The organism is Pseudomonas emilianonis (assembly GCF_023072625.1).
Classification (GTDB): domain Bacteria; phylum Pseudomonadota; class Gammaproteobacteria; order Pseudomonadales; family Pseudomonadaceae; genus Aquipseudomonas; species Aquipseudomonas paraveronii.
In genome coordinates this window covers 1-20291 of the sequence record NZ_JAKNRV010000012.1, presented here as the reverse complement: position 1 = coordinate 20291, position 20291 = coordinate 1, and the positions used below count along the sequence as shown (strand labels likewise).

27 protein-coding genes and 1 pseudogene are annotated in these 20291 nt (G+C 59.0%); 22 read left to right on the top strand and 6 right to left on the bottom strand.

All coding sequences use genetic code 11. From position 1 onward, the window contains the following. The first annotated feature begins 37 nt into the window (after window positions 1–37). The 21 genes from L9Z73_RS03000 to L9Z73_RS02900 all read left to right on the top strand — a co-directional run bounded on the left by L9Z73_RS03000 (window position 38) and on the right by L9Z73_RS02900 (window position 14845). A complete protein-coding gene (locus L9Z73_RS03000) occupies window positions 38–352 on the top strand; it encodes a hypothetical protein (protein ID WP_247396180.1) in 315 nt (104 codons plus the stop codon). Window positions 353–566: 214 nt separating this feature from the next. Beyond that, window positions 567–986: a DUF4054 domain-containing protein gene (locus L9Z73_RS02995; RefSeq protein ID WP_247396178.1), complete on the top strand. Its 420-nt coding sequence runs from the start codon at window positions 567–569 to the stop codon at window positions 984–986. 155 nt (window positions 987–1141) lie between these two features. Then, the gene (locus L9Z73_RS02990; protein WP_247396176.1) at window positions 1142–1741 is read left to right on the top strand and encodes a hypothetical protein; all 600 of its coding nucleotides are present in this window, start codon (window positions 1142–1144) and stop codon (window positions 1739–1741) included. A gap of 8 nt (window positions 1742–1749) precedes the next feature. Next, a complete protein-coding gene (locus tag L9Z73_RS02985) occupies window positions 1750–2109 on the top strand; it encodes a hypothetical protein (protein WP_247396173.1) in 360 nt (119 codons plus the stop codon). Then, window positions 2106–2651 carry a phage neck terminator protein gene (locus L9Z73_RS02980; RefSeq protein ID WP_247396171.1) on the top strand — a complete coding sequence of 182 codons (546 nt, stop codon included), beginning with the start codon at window positions 2106–2108 and terminating at the stop codon, window positions 2649–2651. The genes L9Z73_RS02985 and L9Z73_RS02980 overlap by 4 nt, the downstream gene beginning before the upstream one ends. Window positions 2652–2669: 18 nt before the next feature. Continuing rightward, the gene (locus L9Z73_RS02975; RefSeq protein ID WP_247396168.1) at window positions 2670–3812 is read left to right on the top strand and encodes a DUF3383 family protein; all 1143 of its coding nucleotides are present in this window, start codon (window positions 2670–2672) and stop codon (window positions 3810–3812) included. A 10-nt stretch (window positions 3813–3822) separates the two neighbouring features. Continuing rightward, a complete protein-coding gene (locus L9Z73_RS02970) occupies window positions 3823–4230 on the top strand; it encodes a hypothetical protein (RefSeq protein ID WP_169850636.1) in 408 nt (135 codons plus the stop codon). A gap of 3 nt (window positions 4231–4233) precedes the next feature. Next, the gene (locus L9Z73_RS02965; protein WP_247396166.1) at window positions 4234–4635 is read left to right on the top strand and encodes a hypothetical protein; all 402 of its coding nucleotides are present in this window, start codon (window positions 4234–4236) and stop codon (window positions 4633–4635) included. Window positions 4636–4791: 156 nt separating this feature from the next. Next, the gene (locus tag L9Z73_RS02960) at window positions 4792–6192 is read left to right on the top strand and encodes a hypothetical protein (RefSeq protein WP_247396163.1); all 1401 of its coding nucleotides are present in this window, start codon (window positions 4792–4794) and stop codon (window positions 6190–6192) included. Between the two features lie 2 nt (window positions 6193–6194). Then, on the top strand, window positions 6195–6851 hold the full coding sequence (locus L9Z73_RS02955; protein WP_247396161.1) for a phage baseplate protein: 657 nt from the start codon (window positions 6195–6197) through the stop codon (window positions 6849–6851). After that, window positions 6851–7159, top strand: a complete 309-nt coding sequence (locus tag L9Z73_RS02950; RefSeq protein ID WP_247396159.1) for a phage baseplate plug family protein — start codon at window positions 6851–6853, stop codon at window positions 7157–7159. Before L9Z73_RS02955 ends, L9Z73_RS02950 begins: the two co-directional genes overlap by 1 nt. Beyond that, window positions 7156–8571 (top strand): baseplate hub protein, encoded by a 1416-nt coding sequence (locus L9Z73_RS02945; protein WP_247396158.1) that lies wholly within the window; start codon window positions 7156–7158, stop codon window positions 8569–8571. Before L9Z73_RS02950 ends, L9Z73_RS02945 begins: the two co-directional genes overlap by 4 nt. 74 nt (window positions 8572–8645) lie before the next feature. After that, window positions 8646–9053, top strand: coding sequence for a hypothetical protein (locus L9Z73_RS02940; RefSeq protein ID WP_247396155.1), 408 nt, complete (start codon window positions 8646–8648; stop codon window positions 9051–9053). Between the two features lie 79 nt (window positions 9054–9132). Continuing rightward, window positions 9133–9840 (top strand): Gp138 family membrane-puncturing spike protein, encoded by a 708-nt coding sequence (locus L9Z73_RS02935; protein WP_247396153.1) that lies wholly within the window; start codon window positions 9133–9135, stop codon window positions 9838–9840. Beyond that, window positions 9837–10184 (top strand): hypothetical protein, encoded by a 348-nt coding sequence (locus L9Z73_RS02930; RefSeq protein ID WP_010567832.1) that lies wholly within the window; start codon window positions 9837–9839, stop codon window positions 10182–10184. The genes L9Z73_RS02935 and L9Z73_RS02930 overlap by 4 nt, the downstream gene beginning before the upstream one ends. Further along, window positions 10177–11397: a baseplate J/gp47 family protein gene (locus L9Z73_RS02925; RefSeq protein WP_247396151.1), complete on the top strand. Its 1221-nt coding sequence runs from the start codon at window positions 10177–10179 to the stop codon at window positions 11395–11397. Before L9Z73_RS02930 ends, L9Z73_RS02925 begins: the two co-directional genes overlap by 8 nt. After that, window positions 11397–12038 carry a DUF2612 domain-containing protein gene (locus tag L9Z73_RS02920; RefSeq protein ID WP_247396149.1) on the top strand — a complete coding sequence of 214 codons (642 nt, stop codon included), beginning with the start codon at window positions 11397–11399 and terminating at the stop codon, window positions 12036–12038. Before L9Z73_RS02925 ends, L9Z73_RS02920 begins: the two co-directional genes overlap by 1 nt. A 1-nt stretch (window position 12039) precedes the next feature. Then, on the top strand, window positions 12040–13350 hold the full coding sequence (locus L9Z73_RS02915) for a hypothetical protein (protein ID WP_247396147.1): 1311 nt from the start codon (window positions 12040–12042) through the stop codon (window positions 13348–13350). After that, entirely contained in the window at window positions 13347–13739 is a 393-nt protein-coding gene (locus L9Z73_RS02910) for a tail fiber assembly protein (protein ID WP_247396145.1), read from the top strand. Before L9Z73_RS02915 ends, L9Z73_RS02910 begins: the two co-directional genes overlap by 4 nt. 54 nt (window positions 13740–13793) lie before the next feature. Then, the gene (locus L9Z73_RS02905) at window positions 13794–14327 is read left to right on the top strand and encodes a glycoside hydrolase family 19 protein (RefSeq protein ID WP_247396233.1); all 534 of its coding nucleotides are present in this window, start codon (window positions 13794–13796) and stop codon (window positions 14325–14327) included. Continuing rightward, on the top strand, window positions 14324–14845 hold the full coding sequence (locus L9Z73_RS02900) for a DUF2514 family protein (RefSeq protein WP_247396144.1): 522 nt from the start codon (window positions 14324–14326) through the stop codon (window positions 14843–14845). The genes L9Z73_RS02905 and L9Z73_RS02900 overlap by 4 nt, the downstream gene beginning before the upstream one ends. On the opposite strand, the gene L9Z73_RS02895 is transcribed toward L9Z73_RS02900, so the two are convergent. From L9Z73_RS02895 to L9Z73_RS02880, 4 genes are all read right to left on the bottom strand, one after another. Beyond that, window positions 14838–15593 carry an acyltransferase gene (locus tag L9Z73_RS02895; protein WP_247396142.1) on the bottom strand — a complete coding sequence of 252 codons (756 nt, stop codon included), beginning with the start codon at window positions 15591–15593 and terminating at the stop codon, window positions 14838–14840. The two genes, L9Z73_RS02900 and L9Z73_RS02895, sit on opposite strands and share 8 nt — an antisense overlap. Window positions 15594–15929: 336 nt before the next feature. Continuing rightward, window positions 15930–16487, bottom strand: coding sequence for a Smr/MutS family protein (locus tag L9Z73_RS02890; protein WP_198717284.1), 558 nt, complete (start codon window positions 16485–16487; stop codon window positions 15930–15932). Between the two features lie 75 nt (window positions 16488–16562). Further along, the gene (locus L9Z73_RS02885; protein ID WP_198717285.1) at window positions 16563–16883 is read right to left on the bottom strand and encodes a hypothetical protein; all 321 of its coding nucleotides are present in this window, start codon (window positions 16881–16883) and stop codon (window positions 16563–16565) included. A 140-nt stretch (window positions 16884–17023) separates the two neighbouring features. Continuing rightward, window positions 17024–17614, bottom strand: a complete 591-nt coding sequence (locus L9Z73_RS02880) for a cysteine hydrolase family protein (protein ID WP_198717286.1) — start codon at window positions 17612–17614, stop codon at window positions 17024–17026. A gap of 241 nt (window positions 17615–17855) precedes the next feature. Between L9Z73_RS02880 and prmB the strand changes: the two genes are divergently transcribed. Beyond that, window positions 17856–18764 carry a 50S ribosomal protein L3 N(5)-glutamine methyltransferase gene (prmB, locus tag L9Z73_RS02875; RefSeq protein ID WP_198717287.1) on the top strand — a complete coding sequence of 303 codons (909 nt, stop codon included), beginning with the start codon at window positions 17856–17858 and terminating at the stop codon, window positions 18762–18764. Window positions 18765–18869: 105 nt separating this feature from the next. Here the strand turns inward: prmB and L9Z73_RS02870 are convergent, their stop codons facing one another. Next, window positions 18870–19676 carry a hypothetical protein gene (locus L9Z73_RS02870; protein WP_247396139.1) on the bottom strand — a complete coding sequence of 269 codons (807 nt, stop codon included), beginning with the start codon at window positions 19674–19676 and terminating at the stop codon, window positions 18870–18872. A gap of 99 nt (window positions 19677–19775) precedes the next feature. Beyond that, window positions 19776–20291 (bottom strand): annotated as a pseudogene (locus L9Z73_RS02865) (lysophospholipase); the annotation flags it as partial.

Sequence of the window (20291 nt, the reverse complement as noted above, 5' to 3'; positions counted from 1 at the left end):
TATGCGCCTCCCAATTCTAACCCAAAGAGGATTCGACATGTTCCTGAAGAACGAAGCAGCACGACTGATCACCATCAACTTCTTGGTCGATGGCGTGGAAACCGGTTACCCGATCCTGCCAGGCGAAAACCCGGCGGTCGAAGTGCCGGATGAGGCCGCCAAGATCGATTTCGTCAAGGCGCTGTTGAAAAACGGTGACCTGCGCCGTGTTGGCGCCGATGAGCTGGAAGTTGACGACAGCGAAGACGAAGACCTGTCCGCTCAGGCCGAAGCGCTGGGCATCAAGGTCAACAAGACCTGGGGCGAAACGCGCCTGCGCGAAGAAATCGCCAAGGCTCAGGCGGCACAGTAATACCCGGGCGCCTGGCGCCCACTCATTCATAGCGAGGTCTAAGACATGAGCATTAAGGCGGTTGTAGTGGGGCACGAGGCGGTTATCACAGGCCCCGGCTTTGAGTTCAAAAAGGTCGATGACCTCGTTGTCTTTACCCAGACCGGGAAGATCCCATCCATTCGCGCAGCCAAGGTTGTATGCAAGCTGCTGACAAGTCGCCCGGGGGCATAGCGTGATAATCACCCCTGAGATGATTGCGGCTTTCCGCAGCAATCCCCTGATGAAGGCGTTCACCGACGAGGTGAAGTGGCCGGACGAGTTCATCATCGAAGCATTGTGCGAAGCCGGCACCGAGACTGGATCAAGCCGCTGGGGCTCCCTGGAGCTGACCTGCGACAACTTCAAGTGGCGCGGCATGCAGTACTTCGCCGCCCACTGGCTGGCGACCAACTTTTCCACCCTTGGGTCGACTGCGGCCCCAGGCTCCGATGCGCGCCTGAACGTGGCCCAGAAGTCGGTCGGTGACGAATCGATCGCCTACCGCGTGCCGCAGATGATGGACGCGGGCACCGACTGGCTGACCTACACCAACTTCGGCCAGCAGTTCTACCGGCTGAAAAAGCGCGCCGGGATGGGCGCCAAGGTGGTTTAGATGGGTGTCAACGCACCTCACGGCGAAAAGCCGCGCAGCAAGTTGCGCAAGGCGGCAGATCTGTTGCTGTTGCTGGTCATTGTCGTGGCCTTCTAATTCGCCTTGGCATCGGGCCTTGAATCCTGCCAGCAGCGCGTATTGGAGATTACCCGGCAATGATCAATCTCGAGCTGATCGGCTTTCAGGAGCTGCAGGACGAGCTTTCGAAAGAGCTTGCCGCGCTTCGGTCCGACAAGGTGGTGACGGTCGGCATCCACGAAGAGGCCGGTAATGTTGAGTCGGGCGACCTGGCCATGGCCAGCCTTGGAGCGGTCCACGAGTTCGGCGCCGACATCAAGCACCCGGGCGGCACGTCCTACGGTTACGCCAGCAAAGCGGCCGCCGACCGTGATGAGGTCCGCTTCCTGAAGAAGGGCGCCGGCTACATGGAGTTGGGTGTCACTCAGCCACACGATATCAACATCCCGGCACGGCCATGGCTTGAGCCTGGTGTTGCAAGCGCCACGCCTGAAGTGCTGCTGACCATCCAAGACGGCATGGAGGCCGGGCAGTCGATGGACCAGATCCTCGAGGCCGTCGGCGCGGTGGCCGCAGGCAAGGTGAAGGTGTACATGACCGACCTGAAGACGCCACCCAACGCAGCATCGACCATCCGCAAGAAAGGCAGCAGTAATCCGCTTATCGACTCCGGCGCGATGCGCCAGTCGGTCACGCATAAGGTGTCCATTGGGCCGGCTGAGGAGGGATTAGATTGAGTCTTTCAATGGAAGGCCACATCGATGACGTGTTCGTCAGTGTCGCTGCGAGCCGCACCGTATCAGTGGATGGCCAGTTTGTGGAAGGGATATGGGTTCCCGGCACGACCGAGACCAAGCCCTACGTCGTCAACATCCAGCAGGCCAGCGACAGGGAGGTCGACTTCATCCGCCAGGGTGGAGAGCGGATCACCGACGTGCGCCGCATCTACATCAACCAGGGCGAGATGCAGTTGATCGACCAGACCGGCACCTGGGAGTTTCTCGGGCAGCAGTGGAAGGCCACCAAGTGTGACAACAGGTACTGGCGGAACTACTGCAAGGTCATCGTTATGCGCATCGACGATCAGTCAGGCGGCCCAGCATGACCAACGAAGAACTGTTCAAGAAGCTGCGCCCGATTGTGATGCTGGCGACCGGCGTGCCTGAGTGCATCCTGGCAGATCAGGTCGGCCCAGGCAGCATGCCGGCCCCCAAGGGCGCATACGCAACGATCACGCCAAGGCAGTCCATTAGTGAGCGCGGCCAGGCCAACATCGTGTCGCGCGACATTGCAGGCGATCAGGTGGAGGTCGATGTGCGAGCGCAGATCATGTGCTCGGCAAGCGTCAACTTCTACCGCGGCGAGGCGCTGATGTACGCCGAGCGCCTGAAGCAGGCCAACAAGCGGCCCGACGTCAGCATGATGCTGTTCAGGGCAAAGATCGGCTGGAACAGCACGGATGCCGTGAACAACCTCACCAGCCTTCAGTCGGCCAACTTCGAGCAGCGGGCGCAGATCACCATCCGCCTGATGTACGAGACCAGCAGCCTCCCGGCTATCAACAACATCCTGAGCGTCGAAGTGGCGCTCCAGAACGAAAAGGCGCGGGTCATTGAGACCTTCACCGTCGAAATTGACCCCGCATAAATCATTGGAGCGCTCGAGATGAGTTACCCCGCCTCAGAAATCATCCGCATCAACGCCCGGATCAGCCCGGCCGGCCTGGGCAATGCGAACTTTGCCAGCGCCATGCTGTTCGCTCCCCAGCTTGAGCTGCCGGTGGGCTTCGCGCCGGACACGTACCGGACGTACTTCACGCTGGTCGCGCTGTCCGAAGACTTCGCGGATACCACCGAGACTTACAAGGCGGCTCAGCGCTGGCTTGGCGGCACGCCGGCAACCCGCGAACTTAAGGTTTACGGCTCTGCCACTGCTGATGCCACCATTACTGCAACGATGAACAAGGGCCGGAATAAGCTCTGGTGGTTCTGGACGTTTTGGACCGCCCCGATCTATGCCGACAAGGCAAAGGCTCAGTTGATCGCTCAGTGGTGCGAGGATAACTCCTCGTTTAACATGAACAACCAGACTGGCGCGTCAGCCGCTGAAATCAGAGACCCCGCTGATACTGACGATATCGCATCTCTGCTCACGGCGGCCGGCTTCCGATTCAGCGCCACCCCGTGCCACGCCACGGATGCCTATTTAGGCAATGCGCTAGCCAAGCACTTCGCCGCAGTGAACTACAGCGCTGACCGTTCGACTATCACGGGCGAACTGAAGAAGTCTCCAGGGGTTATCGCAGAGTCGTTGGACGGAACCGCTTACTCGGCCATGCAGAGCGACAAGAAGAAGGCTGTCTTCTACACGGTCGTGGACAACCAAGGCTCGACAGATTCGGGTCGCTGGCTGAACACACTGACGCACAGCGCATACGGCGAGTTTATTGATGACGTGGTCAATCTGGCTGCCTGCATCAATTTCCTGACCACATCGCTCTACAACACGCTCGGCAAGCAGGTCACTAAGCTCGCGCAAACCCCTGTGGGACAGGCCGTCTTGATCGGCGCCGCACGGGCGACCATGCAACAGTTCATCAGCAATGGCTACCTCGGCCCGCGCAACTATATCGACCCGGACGACGGTCTCGAGAAGTACACCGCAGGTTTCGAGATCCTGACCAAGCCCGAGGACATCCTCGACCTGTCGGACGCTGATCGCAGCGCCCGCAAGTCCGCACCACTCCGCATTCGCCTGTTCCGCGCCGGCGCAATCCACATCGTTGAAGCCGACCTCGACGTTTATTGATAGGTGACCCATGAGCCTGAGTAATTTCTCGAACGACCTTACCGTCGTCACCATCAATGGCCGGCAGATCCAGGACTGGGGCGAAACCGCTACCCCGTACACGGACGCACCGATCGATGCCCGCAGCCAGTTGCGCCGGGGGCAGGGCAGCAATGCTGTTCGTCTCGACCGCCAAAACCCGGGCCGTGAGGTGAACGTCTACCTCAACCCGGGCTCGTCCGACTCCGCATACGTGCAGGGGCTGATGAACTCGAACGCCAACATCACTCTGACCTTCACCCAGATCGGCACGCTGGAAACAGCCCTGGGCTCTGAAGGCATCATCGCGAACGACGGCCAGCGCGGCCGGGCCGGCTCCACCATCACGGATGACCAGTTCACGATGCACTTCAATATCTGGGAAGCGACAAGGGGCTGATAGATGAGCGTGAAACCATTCACCATCGGCGGCGTGCAGTACAACGCCGCCATGGCCAGCGCTGTCGATCAAGACCGCCTGATGTCCCTGCTGTCTGCCGCCGTGCTGGAGCGATTCGCCACGGCGGCAGGCGCCGGCCTGGAAGTGGACGATCAGGTGCTTTGCGCCATGTTCATGTCGATGCGCCAGGACGTAAAAGCCCAGGTCGCGCAAATGATCATGGCCAAGGTGTTTATCAATGGCACCAATATCCCGGTCACCGTCGCCGACTTCGGCGGAAAGATGGTGCAGTACAACCAGCTCCTGTCCGAACTGCTGCGCTGGAACCTCTCCGATTTTTTCGACTGGCTGCCAAGCGGCGCAAAAGGCGCTCGGCAGGAAGGGGCGGCAAGCGCAGCGCAGTAAATTGGTTCCTGATGCGGCCCTGTGTGGGGATTGTCGGGGTTTGCCCGCCGCTTTGCACCTGGGCCCAGCTTGAAGACGGCACCCACTCTATAGCGAGCGTGGAGCGCTTCAATCAGGCGATGGATGAACTGATGGATCAATACGAGGCTGCGAAGAATGGCTAGCAAAGTACTGAAGTCATTCCTGATCGGCATCGGCTATGACACCAAAGCCCTTGAAGCGGGCGACAAGAAGATCAGCGCCAGCCTGAATGGAATCAAGTCGGGCGCGCTTGGCATTTCTGCATCGCTGGTCGGTGCGTTTGGTGCGGCTGCTGGCGCTATCGTTGGTGTCGCGGGCAAGATCGACAAGCTGGCCATGTCCACGCAGAACATGCGCACGTCTCAGGCGGCCGTGTACAGCTACGGAAACGCCCTAAAACTGATGGGTGGGGACGCAGAGGACGCCGTCGATACCCTGAAGCGCTTCGAGGAAATCCAAAACAACCTTCGCCTAAAGGGGGGTGCCGGACCAATCAATGATCTGGCAACAGCCGGCATTGATGTCAGTTCGCTGTATCAGACCAGCACTGGCGAAGAGTTCATGCGCGCGCTCGCGGAGATGATTCCCAAGCTGGATGAGGGGCAGCGCGCCCAGGTACAAAGCTCGCTTGGGCTGTCAGACGGCGTATTCCGCTCTCTGGCTGGTGGTGTAGAGAAGCTGGACGACACCATGAAGCGGGCCAACTCGCTGACTGGAAGTGTCGACCAACTTACCGATAACGCAAGGAAACTCGCCGAAAACTCGGCCGAGTTTGGGCTGATCATTGACGGCGTCAGCAATGAGCTGTCCGAGAAGTTCATGAAAAGCCTTGTTGGCGCCGGAAGCGCACTCAACGAATTCCTCAAGGACCATCGCGGGAATATCAGCGGTGCGATTGATTACGCCTCAAACAACCCGGAAGCAACCGCCGCGCTGGGCGCCTCGTCCGTTGCGGCAGTGGTTGGCGCAACGCTCGCTAAGCTGGGGCTTACATCGGTTGGTGGCCTTATCAGAAAGTCAGGCACCGCCGGCATGGCAATTACTGGTGGCGCGATCGGATCGAACCTGCTCAACCGATCCTTGAATGAGTACGTGCCCGGCTACGGCGAGGCCGCCAGCGGCTTCGACGACATGCTCAAGGGCGTCACCGGGCTGGAAAGAATCAAGGGGCCGATGGAGCTGATGTTCGGCGGCGATGGCAATCCAACCCAAAGCAGGAGCTTCAAGTATGAAAAGCCCGAGGAATACACGGGCAAGGTCATCCGGTCCCAGGAGGATGTCGACTTCCTTGAGCACAGGGACAGATCAGCCTCCGACAGCATGCCGCCATCGAGCGGAGCCACGCCGGACGAAGACCGCCAAGCCAATGCCGAGGCGTTGGCCGGAGCACTGAATCGAACCCCGATCAAGGTTGAAAGCAGCCTGAACGCAACTATTCAGATCGACGGCCAGGCGCTTGAGTCAAAAATCATGCAGGTCAACGAGCGCCAGAACTACGACACACTGAGCGACCTCAAGACCACAACGGAGCGATAGCCGTGAGCATCATCAACGTATTCACGCGCCAGGCCCCTACCATTGCTGGCTATGCGTTTGACGCAGTGCTTGAGGACACGTTTGAGGCAACGGTGACGATCACGTCCATCCCGATTGAGTCGGGCGTCAGGATTGCCGGTCACCGAATCCTGAACCCCTTCAAGTGGACCATGACCGGAGCGATCAGCAACAACCCGGTCAAGGCGCAGCTGACGGACTTTCTCGGCGGCGCGCTTTCCAACCTGACCGACAACCCAATCGTCTCCACGGTTGCGGGGCTATCGGCTGGCTGGTTGGCCGGCAGCGATGAGACCAGGGCAAGCACCACCCTCGACTTCCTGATCTGGCTGATGCAGTCCTACGACCCGTTCGACATCGACGCCGGCGACATCCTGCTCAAGAACATGGCCATCACGCGCCTCTCCAGAACCAAGGAGCCGCGCAACGAGGGCGGCCTTGAGTTTGTAGTCGAGATGCAGGAGGTGATTGAGCTTGATCGAATTGGTCGAGATTACCAGTGCACGCAAAGCCAGCTTCGCGATGGTGACCCATCAAAGTCGGCATTAACCCGCGCAATCAACCGCGGGCAGGCGATAGCCAAAGAGGCATCCGACAGCGTCGTAAAGTCGGTTAACGGAATTCTTGACGGAGTCGCCTGATGTACACAATCCCACTGCGTGCCGGGTCCGCCAATGCCCACCAGCGGTTCGGCGTGCAGCTTGGCGATAACCTGATCGACTTCGAAATCGACTTTATCTCATACCTCGATGTGCCCGCATGGTCCATGAATCTGCTGCGCGACGGCAGCCGGATCGTCGCCGGCGCGATGCTTGAGCCTGGCAGTGACATCATCAAAAGCTACCGAACCGGTATTGGGCAGATGGTGTTCACCGGAAAAGATGTGACCCTGGATAACCTCGGCATCGAAAACTTCCTCGTCTGGATACCTCCTTTGGTGGAAACATGAGAAAGCAAGTCTGGTCGATCGATGTGAATGGGCAGCCGTATATCAGCCAGCAGATCGGCAGCCGGCAGTTCCGCATCCAGTTCAATATCGACATATCCCCAGGCGATGCGCTTTCGTTCGCGGACATTCGGTTATACAACCTGGACAAGGGGTCAAATGTTGCGCAGAAGTCCAGCATCGTCCTTCGGGCCGGCTATGAAGACAATGTCGACGCGGTATTCACCGGGTACGTGACCAATACCCTGCGCGAGCGCGAGCCAGGCTCGCCAGAGATCATCACAAGACTGATCTGCAGGTCTGGGCAGCCGGCCACCGATCGGGCGTCTGCCCAGCTTTCATTTGGTGTCGGCACCAGGGTAGAGGAAGTCATTCGCGCTCTTGCCGCGGCATGGCCGCTTCCAATCGATATCGACAACGCTCAGTTTGCCGACGCCAGGCCGCTTTCTTCGGGTCTCGTGGTTGACGGCGATATCCCGCAAGCGATGACTGACCTAGCATACGCCTACAAATTCGAGTGGATGCAGGACCGCGGGCGCATCGTCGTCACCAAGCCGAATATGCCGCGCACCGCCACGGTGGTGAAGGTTGATCAGTTCAGCGGGATGATCGGTATCCCCGAGGTTTCCCGTGGGCCCGACGGCCTTGGCGTATTCGTCGCCGTGCAACTCAACCCCGCACTGCGAATCAACGGAAAGATCAACGTGGAAAGCGAGTTCGCCACGTTCAATACCGGCAACCTGTTCGTAACGGAACTGAGTGGAGACGCGACCGCAAATGGTGAATACAACATCTTCGCGATGAAGCATTCAGGCGATTCGCACAGCGACCTGTGGCGAACCGAGATCGACGGTCTGCGCGCCGGGACAACGCCGACCGCTACCGAGACCGCAACCCAGCAAAATGGAAAGCTGGTTTGGGGTGCCAGGGTCGACCAGGCGTTCCGCGTAAAGGTCCGCGAGATAGGCGGCCGACTCTCCATAGACCCGAACTGGCTCATGGCCGTAATGGGCTTCGAGACCGGTTACACGTTCAGTCCTGCAGCGCGCAACCCAGGCAGCACCGCAACAGGCCTTATCCAGTTCCTGGAGGCATCTGCGCGCGAGGTTGGTACATCCACGGCTCAGCTCGCCCGCATGACTGCCGTGCGCCAGCTCGACTATGTGGAGGCCTACTACAAGCCCTACTCAGGGCGCGTCCGCAACCTGGGAGACGCATACCTTGCCGTTCTATGGCCGGCAGCGGTAGGGCGCCCAGACTCATACGTGATGTGGGAGCGCGACACCGGCCCCTACCAGCGTGAGTACGCGGCAAACTCTGGCCTGGACGTGAGCCGTAACGGGGTAATTACCCGTGGCGAGGCCGTTGCCTCCGTCAACACTTCCTACATGCGCGGGCAGCAGTTCGTGCGATGACGACTGGTCGAGGACTTGCGCTGGCGATCTGCTACATTTCCGAGCAATACCCAAAGCCTCGCTGGTGCCCTTAAATGTTGAAGCCAATTCTGATTATTCTCACCGCGGCAGCAATGCTGCCATTCATCGCGCTGGCTGATGATGGCGGCCAGTGCGATGGTCGGCAGATGTACAACTATGTCGACATCGCGCTGAGCTCTGGTTCTGGCGTCGTGAATGTGGCCAATGATCCTTTATATGGTGCGGGCGCCGTTACGCTGGCTCTAAGGTCAAGGAACATGGAAATTTACAACGCTATGTCCGTGTCGATTCGAGAGCATGACCTTTACCTGGCACGCATGGGATGCAAATCGCTGAGTGGCGGACCTACCAAAGGAATGATGTCCAGCCTGCGTCAGGTAGACGCCAAGATTGGCAAGCTGATTAACAGTCAGTACAGCCAAAAAGGCGTGCTGACCGACGGGTTCGGAAACGTCAGATAAAACAGAACCAGCATCATGAAATTTAACAAACCCGCTTCGGCGGGTTTTTTATTGCCTACGACAAAGGCTGGAGCGGGAAATGCTCAAACAAGAAGGCCGCACCAAGCAGGCCAAGATGATGCGAGACGCCTTTCGCGAGGTGATGAAAGGCGTTTGCACTTCGCTGCCTGGGCACGTCCGGACCTTCGACCCAGTCACGCAGCTTGCCCAGGTGCAGCCAGGGATATTGAGGGTCGACATAAACGGTGCCGAGTTCACGATCCCTCCAATCATCGAGGTTCCGGTCTACTTCCCCGGCGGAGACTACTGCGTCGAATACCAGATTGATGATGGCTGCGAGGGGGACATCCTGTTCTCTCAGCGCTGCATTGATGGGTGGGTGCAGAGCGGAGGCGTGGCAGCAAACCCAATCGGGCGCTTTCACAACATGCAGGACGCCATGTTCCTGCCTGGGTTCAGGTCTCAACCCAATGTGCTGCCGGACTTCCAGAACAACGGCGTGCGCATGCGCAACAAGGTCGGCACCCAATTCGTCTGGCTGAAGAACGACAACAGCATCTCCATGGATAACGGTGTGGCTAGGTTCAGCGTACTGGCCGACGGCACAACCCTGATGCAGAACGGCGCCGGCAGCTTTCAGTTGCAGGCGAACGGTACCTTCCTGATTAACGGCCTGAAGATCACGCCGGACGGCAACGTCATCACCGCCGCCGGCATCAACCTCAATACGCACCGCCATAGCGGTGTAACCCCGGGCTCCGGGACAAGCGGAGTTCCAGTTATATGACCGTTCGCAGACTGGACGACAACGGCGACATCGTGACGCGCGGCCAACAATTCATCACCGGGCAGTCCGAGGTTGCGCAGACAGTGCTGACCCGGCTGCGCCTGTTCCTTGGCGAGTACTTCCGAGACATAACCGACGGCACGCCGTGGTACGAGCAGATCCTGGGCAAGTTCACCAGCCTCTCCACTGCAGAGGCGGCGCTGAGGGCCAGGATCGCCAACACGCCCGGCGTGATTCGGCTCACCAGCTTCTCCGCTGACTTCAACATCGACAACCGCAAATACAGCGTAACCGCTGGGATTCTCACCGAGTTCGGCCTGGAAGAGGTAACACTGAATGGCTAGCCTTACTTCGACCGGCTACGTGCAGCAGACGCAAAACGACTGGTTCGCCCAGGAGCGTCAGTTCTACCTGGACATTGATCCGCTTTGGAACCTGGACGCGTCGACCCCGGACGGGTTGAAGATGGCGCATGACGCTGAGATCTTCTACGCCCTGGACGAGACGCTGCAGCAGGCCTACAACTCGAAAGACCCGAACAAGGCCAAGGGCGCAGACCTGGATATCGTCTGTTCGCTGACCGGCACCATTCGCTCCAATGGTTCGGCCTCCAGCGTACAGCTGACGTTTGCTGCGACACCAGGAACCCCAATCCCCAAGGGAAACAGATTTGAGTCCGTCACCACCGGAAGCCGCTGGACGACCGATCAGGCCGTAACGGCTGATTCGCTGGGCGTCGCCACCGTCAATGCAACATGTACCGTAGTCGGGCCAACCCAGGCCGATCACGACACCATCACACGCATCGTTGACGTGGTGGGTGGGCTGTCTGGCGTAACAAACGCAGATCCTGCGACACCGGGTACAGATGCCCAAACCAACGAGCAACTGCGCGTAACCCGAGCGACGGCAGTAGGGCGCCCAGGCAACAATCAGATCGACTCCACTTACGGCGAGCTGTACGCAGTTCCTGGCGTGCGCCGCGTCAAGATCTACGAGAACGATACCGATAGCTCAGCCGTATCAGTCGATAACCCTCACGGCCTACCAAGGAAATCGTATGCGGTGATCGTCGACGGCGGCACCAATGAAGACATCGCCATGGCGATCTATCTGAAGAAGAACCCAGGGCCTCTGCTGTATCAGGCCGGTACGCCGTTCGAGGTTGAGGTTACATCTCCAAAATACCCGACCAACAAGAAGGTGATCCGCGCCAGCCGCCCGATCTACGTGGACATGCTCCCGGTCATTCACGTCGTCAACGATGGAACGCTACCGGCCAACGCAGACCAGCTCATCAAGGAGGCGATGATGGAGTATGCGGCCGGCGATCTGATCCCGGCCGACGTGGGATTCAAGATCAGCGGGTTTGATATTGGCGAGACTGTGCCGTTCAGCACGATCTTCACGCCGGTCAACAAGGTCATCGGGGCATACGGCAACAGCTACGTCGACTTTCCTTCGTCAAGCCTCAATGGCGTCCAGGCGAACGCTGTCATCGCCTACAACCAGATGTCCCGGTGGACGGAGAGCAACATCACCGTAGTGATCACCTGATGAATATCCCAGACCGCATTTACGCGCAATACCGAGACAAGCCCAAGGCCGTGGCCTGGTATGCGATCGCCAAGAGGCTCGGCGGGAGCCTGGAGGATGCAGCCGAGGCGGTGCGCAAGAGTTACGACATTGACAACTCGTTCGGCGAGCAACTAAACGTAATCGGCCGGATCGTCGTGGCGCCGCGGAGCTTCGTTGGCGCATTCCCAATGAATCCGGGGCTATTTGATCTCACGGACGGCGATGAGTTTGGAGACGATGGCGCGATGTTCAGCGCCCTGACGATTGATCAAGACGCGCAGCTATCGGACGACCTTTACCGTCTGGTCATCAAGGCCAAGATCGTCAAAAACAACGGCGACGCAACGATAGAAAATATCCTCGATGGCATGAACTTCCTCCTACCGAACGCTCAGGTTCTGCGCGTGACGGACGGCGAGGACATGTCGTTCAGCATCGAGTTCTACGGGCAGATAACCGATCTTGAGCGCTTTGCCTTGCTCAATGCCGGGCTTGTACCAAAGCCGCAAGCAGTTGGATTTAACGGATTCCTTGAAGGGTTCGGAATGTTCGAGTTCGGCGATATGGATGCCGAGTTCGGTGACGAAGACGCAGAATTTGCAGGATATATAGGGGCTTAGAATGTCACTCAAGCTAAATGAACGGTACCCGGCTCGGTTCAACAACCCTACAGCAGGATACCCGCAGGGCTCATTTAAAAACCGAACTACGCCCACCGCTAAGGATGGGTCCTACCTGGAAAAGGACTGGGCAAACGATAAGGAGGGTTTTTTCCAGTCTCTCCTAAGCTCGGCTGGTATTACGGCCAATGGTGCCGTTGATGCTGTAGGCGCATCGCAGTTCTTTGATGCGCTCCAGGCGCTGAAGCAGATCCAGGCAGGAACCGCATTTACGACTGCCGGCAGCGCTGGAGCGCTGACGCTCGCTCCGACCCCGGCAATCTCTGCTTACTCGGCGCCCCTGCGATTCCGCGTCAAGTTCAGTCAGGCAAGTACCGGTACGGACACGATAAACGTATCAAGCCTTGGCGTAAAAAATATCAAGCAGTACAACTCGGCCGGCGCGAAGGTTGCGGCTGTGTTTGCAGCGAACCAGCTTTCAGATATTGAATACGACGGCACCGACTTTGTTCTGCTCGATCAGCTCCCTACTACGATAGTGCAGCGCAAACAAAGCTTCCGAGGTCTTTCGAAGAACTTGAAAGTTTCTGCTAACGGAACTTCCGCAAGCGTTGTCGTTACTTCTGATAGCGTCATCGTTGCAAATTCTGCGGGTGATGCGCAGGCAATCGGCAGTGTAAGTGCAACTTTGAACACTGCCGTGACGGGGTCAGCCACTGTTGACGGAATGGCAGCAGGCGTAGCTCTAGCAGTCAACACATGGTATGCAGTATACGTATGGTACAACTCGACCACTGGCGTCACGCGCGTCTTCGGCGACACCTCGTTCACAACCCCTACTGCGCCGGCCTCCGGTTTTGATATGTGGGCCCTCGTGAGCACATTCAGAACCGATAACACGCCGGCCAACAAATTCCCGGTAACATTCAATCAATTCGGTGTTAATTGGCGGTATGCGCCCAGGTCAGGAACAAATCTTACTGCGCCCGTTGTTCTAGCCAGTGGCAATACATCTGCAACGAGCCCTAGTATTTCTCTTGCTTTAACTGCAGTCGCCCCCCCTGGCGTGGCAGTGGTATCAGCCTCTATAAGTGCGCAGAACGGATCAAATGCTGAGCTGGGCGTATCGCCAATCGGCACATGGAACAATCCGACAAGCCCGCCATTACTTTCGGCTGGGGCGCAGGCAACAACATTTGCTGTCAGCATTGCCTCCGACAAGCTGGTCTTGGAGCAGGCAAATACACTGTATTGGGGATCAAACGGGGCAGCTGTAGCTATTATTTTTAACGGGTTTGAGGTGCCGCAATGAGTAATAATCCAGGCTATGCATATGCAACAACCAAGGCTTACGCGTTCATGGTCGATGGCCCAGAGGCTGATCCGGATAACCCACAAGCAACTTACCCCAATTACGAGGTTGAAACTTTTTGGCCCCTATCTGATGGGTTTCCTCCAATCGTACCCTCACCGGCCGAGAGATTGGCGCAAGCTCGAATTGAGCGCGACCGACTGCTGACCTACGCAACCCTGCGCATCAATCCTCTGCAGGACGATGTTGACAACGACGAGTCATCGCCGGAAGGGGCTGCGCTGTTAAAGCTCTGGAAGCAGTATCGTTCAGCTGTAAGCAAGACCGAAACAAAACCCGGCTGGCCTGACGCCCCGCAATGGCCAGATCCACCAATCCCACTTGAATAGATGGAAGCACCTCCACCCGCCATGAGCGGGTTTATTTTTTTCCTGGAGAAAACCATGCCGATCACTGAGCAGCGGCTGTTGCAGATCCTCCCGAACGCCGGTCGCCAAGCCGGCGTTTTTGTTCCTGCCCTGAACGCAGCCATGAACCGTTACGGCATTGTCGGCTCGCTCCGGGTTGCCGCCTTCATCGCCCAGATCGGGCACGAGTCCGGCCAGTTGCGGTGGGTTCGCGAGATCTGGGGGCCCACGGCGCAGCAGGCCGGCTATGAAGGGCGCGCAGACCTGGGAAACACGGTTCCGGGTGACGGCTCAAAGTACCGTGGCCGTGGCCTGATCCAGATAACCGGCCGGGCCAACTACGCCGCGTGCGGGGAAGCCCTGGGCCTGGACCTGATAAATCAGCCAACGCTGCTGGAGCAGCCGCAGTACGCCGCGATGTCTGCGGCCTGGTTCTGGTCTATGAAAGGGCTGAACACGCTGGCAGACCAGAGCGATTTCGCGAAGATAACCCGTCGCATTAATGGCGGGCTCACCGGCCAGGCCGACCGCCAAGCGCTGTACGACAAAGCATTGAAGGTGCTGGCATGAACGCGATCTGGCTGAAGATCCTCCCTTATATAGCCGCGCTGCTGCTGGTGGCTGGCGCGCTGTTCGGCGCCTATCACCACGGCGAGACGGTCGCCAATGATGAATGGCAGGCCAGGTGGAACGACCGCGATACACGCGATGCACAGGCCAAGGAGCAGAACGAGGCCGCCGAGCGCGCCAAAGAACAAGCCCGCCAACAGGCGATCAACAAGGTAGTCCAGAATGGCCAAGCTCTTATCGATACCGCTGCTGCTGCTGTCACTGCTGCTAACCGTGAGTCTGACAGGCTGCGCAGCGCAGCCGACGGCCTTGCCAGTCGCATCGCAGCCAGTCAAGCCGGCGGCAATTCCTGCACTGCCGCCGCAAGCGCGGCAGCTACCCGTGCCGTCATGGTGCTTGCCGACGTGTTCAAGCGCGCTGACCAGCGAGCGGGCGACCTGGCAGGATTTGCTGACCAAAGCCATAGCCGGGGAGTGACCTGCGAGCAGGCTTTCGATGGCCTTTCTTCGGTCAAATAACCGAGGAGGCCGAGAACTCAGCCAGCCACTCAGCCACTACATCGTCAGGGTAGCCTCGATGGAAATGCCGGCGCCAAGGGTATGCTCTTTCGCCAGAGCCGTCTTTCAACTTTATGGCGCTTGTATCGCATATATACTTCGCAGGCGACCCTGCGACCACCGTATCGGCAGCAACATCTCGGTTTACTGAGCTGTGAGCACCTACCAGAGCGCCATGGCGAACTGTCACTCCAGGCAGGACAATAGACATGGTGGCGATGGCCACGAAGTCCTCAATAGTCACACCCATCATGACCATGCTGGGCGGATGCGGATCGTTGGTTAGCACCACATAAGGGAAGATCCACACGTAGTTGCCGATGACAGAATGCTGGCCGATGTGAACGTTGCTATGAAACTTGACGTAGTCCCCTATTGTGCAGTGACCCTGGATATCGCCGAGAGTGCCGATCTGAAAGGCCTCGCCGGCCCGGGTGAGCTCTCTCACTGTGACTCGGTGCCCGGTGGAGAGGCGGTCTCCAAAGCTTGAACCTGCATAAAAAATGCTGTGCGATCGTATAAGTGAAGATTTCCCAATGATCAATGGCGACCCATCAGAAAGCGTTGAAGGGATGCCAATCTCACAATGCGAGCCAATCTCCGTGTTGTCGCCAATCATCACGTTGTCGTGAATGATGGTATAGGCTCCGATCTTGACGCCGCTGCCAAGCCTGGCGCCCTCGCCAATTATTGCTGTTGGATGAATCATTCAGTCCCTCGTCATTTTTTGTGTCAGGCGGGGCCGAACTATAGATTATTTTTCAGCCGGTAGAATGCTATGAGTAGATTTGTTCGTTTGGCAGGACGCCGATGGAGGGGGTGGATCTCGTACCATTTTTTGTACCAATGACCGTGTAAAGCAGGTCAAAACCGGGTACGCCAAAGTAAGCAAGTGCCCGGATTCATTGACTATTGTTACTTTGCCTTACCCCTTTAGGATCGCGGTGTAATTCTGTTCCAGGGACATGAAACTACCTGTGGGATTTTCGCAAAGCGCAAGGGTACGGTGGCCGACACATCGCTGCAAGCCTGACGATGGCACTTGTTACTCGTCGCGCCCTTCCATCATGGTGCGCTTGAGCATCACGTACACCGCGCCCGCGCCACCATGGCGGGCCTGGCAAGAGGTAAAGCCGAGCACCTGGGCATGCTGGCGCAGCCAGGTGTTGACGTGGCTCTTGATCATCGGACGCTTGCCGTCCAGGCGCACGGCCTTGCCGTGGGTGACGCGCACGCAGCGGATTTCGAACTTAGTGGCTTCGGCGAGGAATGCCCAGAGCGTTTCCCGGGCTTTTTCCACATTCATACCGTGCAGGTCGAGGCTGCCTTCGAACGGAATCTGGCCGACCTTGAGCTTGCGCATCTGGCTTTCCTGCACGCCGTCGCGGGCCCACATCAATTCGTCTTCGGGGCCGACGTCGATGACGAACTGGTCCGACAGACCGTCCACGGTGGTGGCATCGGTGCGCACGGTCGCGGCCTGGCGCAGCTTGGCGATCTGCGCCCGGTCAGTCTTGGGTTTGCCAGTCTCGGCGCGGTCGTGCTTGATCGGCTTGACGCCGCGCAGCTCGTTTTTGAACAGGGAAAAATCGTCGTCTTGCATGTCAGCCTCCGCGAGGGGCGGGCAGTTTACCTAAATCGCGGCGGCCGGGGCGCAGGAAACGCTATCCAAGCGCCATCAGTCGTGCTTTTTCATCAAGTGCGAGGCGATGTTCAGCTCCAATGGCTGGCGCATCCGGCGACGGCTGCGGCGCCACAACCACACGCCGAACCACAGCACCAACAGGCCTATCACCAACAGAATCGCCGAGCCGCCGGGGCTGGCATTCAGTTCGCCCAGCGCCGGGGAATGCCCCGACAAGCCAGCGCCGCCGGCGACCGCCAGCAGCACACCTATTATCGCCAGCAGCGCGGCAATGCCGGTTGCCAGGCGCAGACGCCAGTTGCTCGGGCCCTTGGAGCGCAAGCGACGAGCATCAAAACCATCGGATATCTTCATTCCGACCTTTCCTCCAGGGTATCGGCCCTTCGACCGGAAGATACACAGGTTGTTCCTGTGCCAGAGGTAATTGCAGCAAATGACAGGCATTTGCAGATGAGCGGGGCCTTGAATCGGCCGCGCCGCTCATCCCGGGGCAATCAGATCAGGTCTTTGGTCAAGGCGAGGGTGGCGAAGTTGTCGGCCATGATGGCCATTTCGGTTTGTTGCACGTGCTCGGCACTCAGGACGCCGCCCTTGTAAGGCAGATCGCGGGTGGCGCAGGCGTCTTCCACCAGGGTGCAACGAAAGCCCAGGTTCTTGGCGGCGCGCACGGTGGTGCTGACGCTGGAGTGGCTCATGAAACCGCAGACGATCAGGTCCAGAGGACCGAGGTCCTGCAGGTGTTTTTCCAGGCCGGTGCCGTGGAACGCGCTGGGCAGCAGTTTACCGATGATGGTTTCGTCGCCCATAGGCTCCAGGCCGGGAATGAACTCGCCGCGCTCGCCTTGCGGGTCAAACAGGCCGCCCACGGTGCCCAGGTGGCGCACATGCACAATCGGGCGACCGGCGTTGCGCGCCGCGGCGACCAGTTGCTTGATATTGCCGACCGCCGCGTCCATGCCCGTGAGGGCGAGTGGACCGCTGAGGTATTCCTTCTGCGCATCGATGATCACGAGGGTCGCATGGCTGAGATTGGCCGCCGCGTAACCTCGACCGCTGATTTGAAACATCGTCTTTGGAACGGACATTCTGGGGGGCTCCTGTGAGGGGGGCTTTTGCGCCATTGTCCACTGGCTGAGCGGTTCTGTGAATCGCTACCATCGTAAGCTACGCCGTTGCTGGCGTGCAGCCATGTCAAGAGGTGCGCTTGTTTGACGCGATGATGGCAAATTGGATGAAATCCGACATACGGCTGAGGCTTTTCGTACATCGTCGGTACAGACGAAGGCTGTTAGAATCGCCAGTCGTTTTTTCCAGGAGTCTGCCCCCGTGATCACTTCCCGCCTGCGCACCTTGCGCGACCATATCCGTTGGGCTGTCAGCCGTTTCCATGGGGAAGAGCTGTTTTTCGGGCATGGTACCGACAATGCCTGGGACGACGCCCGGCAATTGGTGCTCGGCGCCTTGCATCTGCCCTGGGAAATCGCCGACAGCTACCTCGATTGCAACCTGGAAGAAGAGGAAGTTGCCCACCTGCAACGGCTGCTCCACCGTCGCATCCATGAGCGGGTGCCGACAGCCTACCTGATTGGCGAAGCCTGGTTCTGCGGCATGTCGTTTATCGTTGACGAGCGCGTGCTGATCCCGCGTTCACCGATCAGCGAACTGATCGAAAACCGCTTCGAACCCTGGCTGGACCAGCCGCCGGCACGCATTCTCGACCTGTGTACCGGCTCCGGTTGCATCGGCATCGCCTGTGCCTACGAGTTCCAGGACGCCGAAGTGGTGTTGGGGGACGTGTCGTTTGAAGCGTTGGAAGTGGCCAACCAGAACATTGAGCGCCATGGCGCCGACGAGCGTGTGTATACCGTTCAGGGCGATGGCTTTGATGGTTTGCCAGGCCAGCGCTTCGATTTGATCGTGTCCAACCCGCCGTATGTGGACGCTGAAGACTTCGCCGACATGCCGGACGAGTACCAGCATGAACCGGAACTGGGCCTGGCCTGCGGCGACGATGGCTTGAACCTGGTACGGCGGATGCTGGCCGAAGCGGCGGACCACCTGACCGAGAAGGGCTTGTTGATCGTCGAAGTGGGCAACAGCCAGGTGCATGTCGAGGCGCTGTACCCGGAAGTCGACTTCGCATGGCTGGAGTTCCAGCGCGGCGGGCACGGGGTGTTCATGCTCACGGCGGAGCAGTGCCGCAACCATCAGGCGGTATTCGCCGCCAGGGTTTAACCGACCGCTCTGACGTGTGGGAGGGGGCTTGCCCCCGATGAGGGCGTGACAGTCACTGAATGCATTGACTGATGCACCGCTATCGGGAGCAAGCCCCCTTCCACATCACCGGTGGGTGGCAATCCAGATCAACAACCCCGCCTGAAACACGGTAAACGCCACCAGACAGGTGATGGTGAAGCGCAGCCCGCTGTCCTCACGCTTGAACTTGGTGACCTTTTCCTCTTCCTTGCGCAGCTTCACTTCCTGCTCCATCAGGTTCTGCTCGGCCTGTTGCAGCATTTGCGCGGCTTCAAGGATTTCCACGAACTGCACTTTCTCGGTGTTCCAGCTATCGAGCACGTCGCTGACCTTGCCGGGCTGCACGTTGCCCTTCAGATGCTGCACGTCGGCGTAGGCCACATCAAAACCCTGGATACGCAAGAAATGATCGCGGCGCAGGCGTGTGGCTTCGTTTAGGGCGTCCTTGTTGGACAGGTCCACACCGTCGACGCGGTAGTGCGACCACTTCTTCTTCGCCCACGCGGCGCCTTGGGCGACCAGGAAGCGGCCGATGCCACGGTTGGCCGGTTCGATTTCGAGGCTATTGCCCGGGCCGAAATGCACGCGGTGTTTATCGTGATCGACCCAGATATCCAGGTGATTCTGCTCGCGGCGCACCCTTTGCCCCGGCAACTGGATGACCATGCGCAGCAGGCTGTGATGCTGGTCATGGCGCTCGACATAGCCAAATTGCACAAACCGCAAAGGCCGTACCCCTGTGGCGCGGTCGATGGTCAGAGGCGCCAGACGCAGCATTTTGAAATGTTCGGCCTGCACGTCCGCCCACGGCAGGGAAGCTGCGTCGACGACCTCGGTGTGTTCCGCCGGGGTGTCGGCGGTAGGTTCTGGTGTTGCTTCGGTGTTAGTCATGCGGCGCGATCCTGTCCAAGCCCAGCCAGTCGACCGGCTTTTTGCTGTCGACTTTGGGCTTATCGGCCGCTTTTCCAAGTACTGGAGGCAAATAGTCGGTTAACGGGGTTGAAGTCCGTCGATAAAGCGCACCAGGCGGGTTCCCAGCTCGGCGGCGAGGGGCAATTGCGGGTCGTTGTAGGACGCCAACTGTTGCTTCACCTCATTGGGCACGATGCGCATCACATGGTTCATGCCTTCGATCACCGTCAGTTCGGCATCGGGCTTGGCGCTCTTCAATTGCCGGGCATCGCCCACACCCACCTGGATATCGTGGGTGCCCTGGATGATCAGTGCTGGCATGCGCAACTTGGCAAAGGCGGCCGAGGGGTCGGCGCGAAACAGGCTGATCAGATACGGCTGCACGCTGGGTCGGAAAATGCCCAGCAGTGGGTCAGGCACATCGGCATCCACCTGGCCTGCCTTGAGGTGGTCGAGGATTTCATTGCTGCGCAATTGCAGGGCCGGGGGGAGATGACCGGCCAGTTGCTGGCGGATCACCTGGTCGACCGGGCGGGCGCTGCCGGACAGGGAAATCACCCCGGCCGGGTCGAGTTGCGGTGCCGCCAGCGCAGC

Bases quoted from the DNA above. Each gene is read 5' to 3' on its own strand.
- L9Z73_RS02915 (WP_247396147.1), top strand. From the start codon at position 12,040: ATGTCACTCAAGCTAAATGAACGGTACCCGGCTCGGTTCAACAACCCT.
- L9Z73_RS02965 (WP_247396166.1), top strand. From the start codon at position 4,234: ATGAGCGTGAAACCATTCACCATCGGCGGCGTGCAGTACAACGCCGCC.
- L9Z73_RS02935 (WP_247396153.1), top strand. From the start codon at position 9,133: ATGCTCAAACAAGAAGGCCGCACCAAGCAGGCCAAGATGATGCGAGAC.
- L9Z73_RS02910 (WP_247396145.1), top strand. From the start codon at position 13,347: ATGAGTAATAATCCAGGCTATGCATATGCAACAACCAAGGCTTACGCG.
- L9Z73_RS02890 (WP_198717284.1), bottom strand. From the start codon at position 16,487: ATGCAAGACGACGATTTTTCCCTGTTCAAAAACGAGCTGCGCGGCGTC.
- L9Z73_RS02900 (WP_247396144.1), top strand. From the start codon at position 14,324: ATGAACGCGATCTGGCTGAAGATCCTCCCTTATATAGCCGCGCTGCTG.
- L9Z73_RS02960 (WP_247396163.1), top strand. From the start codon at position 4,792: ATGGCTAGCAAAGTACTGAAGTCATTCCTGATCGGCATCGGCTATGAC.
- L9Z73_RS02885 (WP_198717285.1), bottom strand. From the start codon at position 16,883: ATGAAGATATCCGATGGTTTTGATGCTCGTCGCTTGCGCTCCAAGGGC.
- L9Z73_RS02925 (WP_247396151.1), top strand. From the start codon at position 10,177: ATGGCTAGCCTTACTTCGACCGGCTACGTGCAGCAGACGCAAAACGAC.
- L9Z73_RS02950 (WP_247396159.1), top strand. From the start codon at position 6,851: ATGTACACAATCCCACTGCGTGCCGGGTCCGCCAATGCCCACCAGCGG.
- L9Z73_RS02895 (WP_247396142.1), bottom strand. From the start codon at position 15,593: ATGATTCATCCAACAGCAATAATTGGCGAGGGCGCCAGGCTTGGCAGC.
- L9Z73_RS02870 (WP_247396139.1), bottom strand. From the start codon at position 19,676: ATGACTAACACCGAAGCAACACCAGAACCTACCGCCGACACCCCGGCG.
- L9Z73_RS03000 (WP_247396180.1), top strand. From the start codon at position 38: ATGTTCCTGAAGAACGAAGCAGCACGACTGATCACCATCAACTTCTTG.
- L9Z73_RS02905 (WP_247396233.1), top strand. From the start codon at position 13,794: ATGCCGATCACTGAGCAGCGGCTGTTGCAGATCCTCCCGAACGCCGGT.
- L9Z73_RS02980 (WP_247396171.1), top strand. From the start codon at position 2,106: ATGACCAACGAAGAACTGTTCAAGAAGCTGCGCCCGATTGTGATGCTG.
- L9Z73_RS02930 (WP_010567832.1), top strand. From the start codon at position 9,837: ATGACCGTTCGCAGACTGGACGACAACGGCGACATCGTGACGCGCGGC.
- L9Z73_RS02920 (WP_247396149.1), top strand. From the start codon at position 11,397: ATGAATATCCCAGACCGCATTTACGCGCAATACCGAGACAAGCCCAAG.
- L9Z73_RS02985 (WP_247396173.1), top strand. From the start codon at position 1,750: ATGGAAGGCCACATCGATGACGTGTTCGTCAGTGTCGCTGCGAGCCGC.
- L9Z73_RS02945 (WP_247396158.1), top strand. From the start codon at position 7,156: ATGAGAAAGCAAGTCTGGTCGATCGATGTGAATGGGCAGCCGTATATC.
- L9Z73_RS02940 (WP_247396155.1), top strand. From the start codon at position 8,646: ATGTTGAAGCCAATTCTGATTATTCTCACCGCGGCAGCAATGCTGCCA.
- L9Z73_RS02975 (WP_247396168.1), top strand. From the start codon at position 2,670: ATGAGTTACCCCGCCTCAGAAATCATCCGCATCAACGCCCGGATCAGC.
- L9Z73_RS02880 (WP_198717286.1), bottom strand. From the start codon at position 17,614: ATGTCCGTTCCAAAGACGATGTTTCAAATCAGCGGTCGAGGTTACGCG.
- L9Z73_RS02990 (WP_247396176.1), top strand. From the start codon at position 1,142: ATGATCAATCTCGAGCTGATCGGCTTTCAGGAGCTGCAGGACGAGCTT.
- L9Z73_RS02970 (WP_169850636.1), top strand. From the start codon at position 3,823: ATGAGCCTGAGTAATTTCTCGAACGACCTTACCGTCGTCACCATCAAT.